We start from the raw sequence: 4,715 nt of genomic DNA on the forward strand, positions 1-4,715 counted from the left end.
TTTGAATTGAGAGGAGAGAATCACAGTCATCCGATACAGACTTGCTGTCTGCACGACCATATCGTGCAGGCACCACTTTCCCCCCTAAACGCAGTTATGCAGTATCGGGACTCTTGGCTCATATCGTCACCGGGAAATATGCAAGCCTGTCCAGGAGTCGGGCAGTGGTAAAACCCGGACAACCTGGCTGTGGGTCTACGTCCGTGATGACCGTAACGCCGGTTCACAGATGCCCCCGGCGGTCTGGTTCGCATACAGCCCGGACCGGAAAGACATACATCCACAGAATCATCTGGCCGATTTCAGTGGTGTGCTTCAGGCCGATGCTTACGGTGGTTACCGGGCGTTGTACGAATCCGGCAGAATAACGGAATAGCAGAGAGCTTCGTGAAAACGATAAAGCGTGACTACATCAATATCATGCCCAAACCAGACGGGCTAACGACAGCAAAGAGCCTTGCAGAGGCGTTCGAGCATTATAACGAATGGCATCCGCATAGTGCACTGGGTTATCGCTCGCCACGGGAATATCTGCGTCAGCGGGCCAGTAGTGGGTTAAGTGATAACAGGTATCTGGAAATATAGGGGCAGGCAAATCCAATGAGTAAAACTTTAATTTGTAGACTGCTATGGGTGATGATCTGGTGCGTAACAAGCAGTGTGGGGGCGAGCTCCCAGTGGGACAATACACCAACCGATGAGTCGCGCCGAGCGTTACAAAACAGTACCCGGCAGCTTAATTCATTGCTGGAGCAGCAGGCGCTGCAACGTCTAACCAAACAACAACATGCTGTGCCCTCCGTCGCAGGCGCGGATCAATTACGTGATATCGACACCTGCCTACCGATCAGTGGGGTTTATTTAACCGGGATTACGCTATTGTCCTTGCACGATCTCGCGACATTGGATGCGCTGCCAACGAACTGTATTAGTAGTCGTGATGTTAACCGGTTAGCCAAACAAATTACCGCCTTATATTTGGATAAGGGGTATATCACGGCACGGGTGCAATTTTTGCGTCCCAATGCGCGCGGTGAGTTAGGCCTACGAGTCACTGAAGGGTATATCGAGCGTATTGAGGGGGGCGATCGGAGCGTAAACCGACGCTGGCTGTTTCCTGGCTTGATCGGCAAACCGTTGCGCTTAAGCGAACTGGATCAGGGATTGGATCAGGCTAATCGTCTGCGCTCGAACCACGTCAGCATGGATATTTTACCGGGTAAGCGGGTCGGCGGCTCGGTTATTCGCTTGTATAACCAACGCAGTCGTCCTTGGCAGGTGAGCACCTCGTTGGATAACGCGGGTCAGCAGGGAACCGGGGAGTGGGTGGCGCGTGGTAATGCCACGCTGGATAGCCCCTTAGGGCTCTCCGATTTCGCCAGCTTGAGCCTCTCTTCGACGCTGGCGCGACCTGCGGAGCGTTACAGCCGCAGCTATATGCTGTTTTATTCACTGCCTTACGGCGCCTTGACCTTTAGCGGGTTCGCCAGTTTTTCACACTATCTGATGTACCAGCCGTTGCTGCATACCCGTATTCGTCTGGATGGTGCATCCAGCCAATATGGCTTGCGTGTCGATGACGTGATTCAACGTAGCCAGCGGCAAATTAACACGTTGAGCGCCCAATTAACCGCGAAGCACATTCGTAACTACTTACAGGATGATCTGCTACAGGTTAGCAGCCCGACACTGAGCGTGGTGGAGCTTGGGCTTAACCATCTGCATGTCTTGCCATACGGGCTGGCGACGGGAAATCTCAGCGTGGAGCGAGGCGTGCGCGTGCTGGGCGCCGATCGCGGACGACTACGCACCGGGGCAGAGGCGCAGTACACCAAGCTGAAGTTGGCCGCCTCGTTAAGCCAAAGTTTCACTCTGCTCGGCGCAGACTACCGCTTCTCTAGCCAATGGTATGGGCAATACAGTCGGGATCCGTTGCCGGGTATCGAATGGATCAACCTGACGGATCACAGTGCGATACGTGGATTCAAGCGGGGCAGTCTGTCGGCGGATAACGGTTGGTATTGGCAGAATACGCTGTCGCGTCCGGTGACGTGGCGTACGTTGACGCTGACACCGCGCCTCGGTGTGGATGTCGGCCGCGTGCGGTCGAGTATCGGCCAGCAAGGATGGCAGAGTGGTGTCGGCGCCATGGCGGGTGTAACGCTGAATATGATGTCCGCGCAGCTCGACATTGAAGTCGGACGAGCCCGGGCGCTTGCCAATCATAACTTTCCAAAACAATCGACTCAGTTACTTACGCAGTTTTCTTACTCCTTTTAACCCATTCTCAACGTTGCTTGACCTTAACATGAGGTAATCTCTATGGCACGTCAATATTTTAAACTCTCTTCAGCCGGACGTTTGGCGAGCATTATCGCCATCTCCTTTGTCACCTGTAGCAGTTTTGCTGCGGGTATCGTCGCGGATGGTGGGGCATTGGGGCCAGGGGTGTCGACGGCAGCGAATGGCACCCAAGTTGTTAACATTGTTAAACCGACGGATCAGGGCCTCTCCCATAACCAGTATCAAGACTTTAACGTCAACCGGCCCGGCGCGGTATTCAATAACGCCTTGAGCGCAGGCCAGTCACAGCTAGCGGGGCAACTGGCCGCCAACCCGAATCTGAACGGGCACAGCGCCAGCGTAATCCTCAACGAGGTAATCAGCCGTAACCCTTCGTTGCTGCTCGGTCAACAAGAGGTGTTTGGCATGGCGGCGGACTATGTCTTGGCCAACCCCAACGGCATTACCTGCGACGGGTGCGGCTTTATTAATACCTCCCGCTCCTCGCTGGTGGTGGGTAATCCGCTGATCGAGAATGGTATGTTGCGCGCTTATTCTACGCTGAATAATCACAATCTGTTGCAGATCGGTAGCGGAGGGGTGGCGGCAGAGCACGTACTGGATCTGGTGGCCCCTCGTATCGAGAGCAACGGTGCCGTACGCGCCGTTGCGATTAATGCCATCAGCGGCAACAATCGGCTGACGCGCGATCTGACACAGATCGAGTCAGCCCCCAACGATACGGCATTAGACAGCTACTACCTAGGTAGCATGCAGGCCGGACGCATCCGCATCATCAATACCGCCGAGGGGAGTGGGGTGAAGTTGGCGGGTAGCCTCCAAGCCGAGCAGGCCATCAAGGTCAAGGCGAAAGATCGCCTGGCGCTACAGTCGGCGCAACTGCGTGGCGGGGATGTGACGCTACAGGCGAAGACACTGCGCGCCGAAGGTACCCTCACCGAACGTGCGACACAGAGCAGCGGCAAGGATAACTATCAGAACTACCGCGGAGGGATCGACGTTCACGCGAGCCAGCAGAAGCAGAGGTACCGGCGTACGGAGATCAGCGGCAAGAACCTGACGCTGGTGGCAGCGGAGAGTAACCATCTGACGGCGACGGATCTGCGCGGCGACGATGTGACGATCCAGGGTGGCGACGTCTTGCTGGATGGCCAGCTCCTGACGCAGCGTCAGGAGCAGACCGACAATCGCTGGTTTTACTCCTGGCAACATGACGAAACCCGCCATAACAGCCAACAACAGGTGCAGACGGGGCGGATTGAGGCGCGCCACAACGCCAATCTTAGCGCCACGCGTGGCGACTTACGTCTGGAGGGCAGTGAGGTGAAGGCGGGGCAGGATATTCGGCTACGGTCGCAGGGCGACATCACGTTGCGTGGCGTACGTGAGCACGATGAAAGCCAGCTGACGGGCTATAAGCGCAACGAGGGCGCCAGCCTGAATAGCGGGCGCTGGCAACAGCGCCAGAGCGAGGAGCGTCTACGTCAAGTCAGCCTACGCGCCGGCCATGACGCGGTGTTGCAGGCGAAGGGCAACCTGAACGCGCAAGCCGCACAGATCCAGAGTAATAACGATGCTGAGATCGCGGCGGCGGGGACGGTGACGCTGGATGTGCAGAATGTCGCGAACCGTAAGAGCGAGGTCGATAACCATACCTACTGGGGCGGCATTGGCGGCGGCGGTGAGCGGGACAACAACCATAGCCAGGAGCGCAGCCATGCCAGCGAGGTCGAGAGCGGTGGTACGCTGACGATCAGCGGCGGGCAGGGTGTGACGATCAGAGGCAGCCGTGCGCAGGGCGGGCGCGGCGGGGTGGTGCAGGCGCGTCAAGGGAATGTAGTCATCGATCATGTGGTAAATACCTCGAGTGAGCAGGATAACAGCCGGCGCGGCGGCGTCTTCAACATCACCACCGCCTCCCAGCAGCGTAAGGAGAGCCATGAGCAGTTGCGCGCCAGTCAGCTGACGTCGGACGTGAATCTACGAGTGCAGAGCGCGGGGGACATTCAGGTGCTGGGCAGCCAAGTGGCGGGAGACGGACACGTTGACCTGAACGCAGGCGGACGTGTCGATGTCAAGGCGGCGGCGAGAGTCGATAGCCGTGACGAACAAAGCACTTCGCTGCATGCCAGGACCTACGCCAAAAAACAGGGCGACAAGCAGTACCGCGTCGGCCTGGGACTCGAACATACGGTCCAGCAGGAGACGAGCCAGAGCGTGACGCATCGAGGTAGCCAGATCCAGGGCGCTAGTGTCGCACTGACGGCGGGTGATGATGTGCAGTTCACCGGCTCGCGGCTACAGGCTAACGCGGGCGATGTGCAGATCAGCGGTAAAAATGTGGCGTTTGTGAGCGCCGAAGATAGCCAGGCGAACCGTAGCCAGAAGCAGACGGCGGGGGGGGGGCTCTA

At 57.5% G+C, this 4,715-nt stretch carries 2 protein-coding genes and 2 pseudogenes; all 4 read left to right on the forward strand.

Annotated elements, in window-relative coordinates:
- A pseudogene (locus EQY_RS27050) lies at positions 1-373 on the forward strand (IS66 family transposase); the annotation flags it as partial.
- Positions 361-585: pseudogene (locus EQY_RS0121985) on the forward strand (integrase core domain-containing protein); the annotation flags it as partial. The pseudogenes EQY_RS27050 and EQY_RS0121985, both read left to right, overlap by 13 nt.
- A gap of 15 nt (positions 586-600) precedes the next feature.
- A complete protein-coding gene (locus EQY_RS0121990; protein ID WP_000047665.1) occupies positions 601-2,280 on the forward strand; it encodes a ShlB/FhaC/HecB family hemolysin secretion/activation protein in 1,680 nt (559 codons plus the stop codon).
- 42 nt (positions 2,281-2,322) lie between these two features.
- Positions 2,323-4,715: two-partner secretion domain-containing protein (locus tag EQY_RS0121995; RefSeq protein WP_000113831.1), on the forward strand; the 2,393-nt coding region annotated here is incomplete at its 3' end.

It is taken from the genome of Escherichia sp. TW14182 (assembly GCF_000208525.1).
Lineage (GTDB): Bacteria > Pseudomonadota > Gammaproteobacteria > Enterobacterales > Enterobacteriaceae > Escherichia > Escherichia ruysiae.

Bases quoted from the DNA above. Each gene is read 5' to 3' on its own strand.
- EQY_RS0121990 (WP_000047665.1), top strand. From the start codon at position 601: ATGAGTAAAACTTTAATTTGTAGACTGCTATGGGTGATGATCTGGTGC.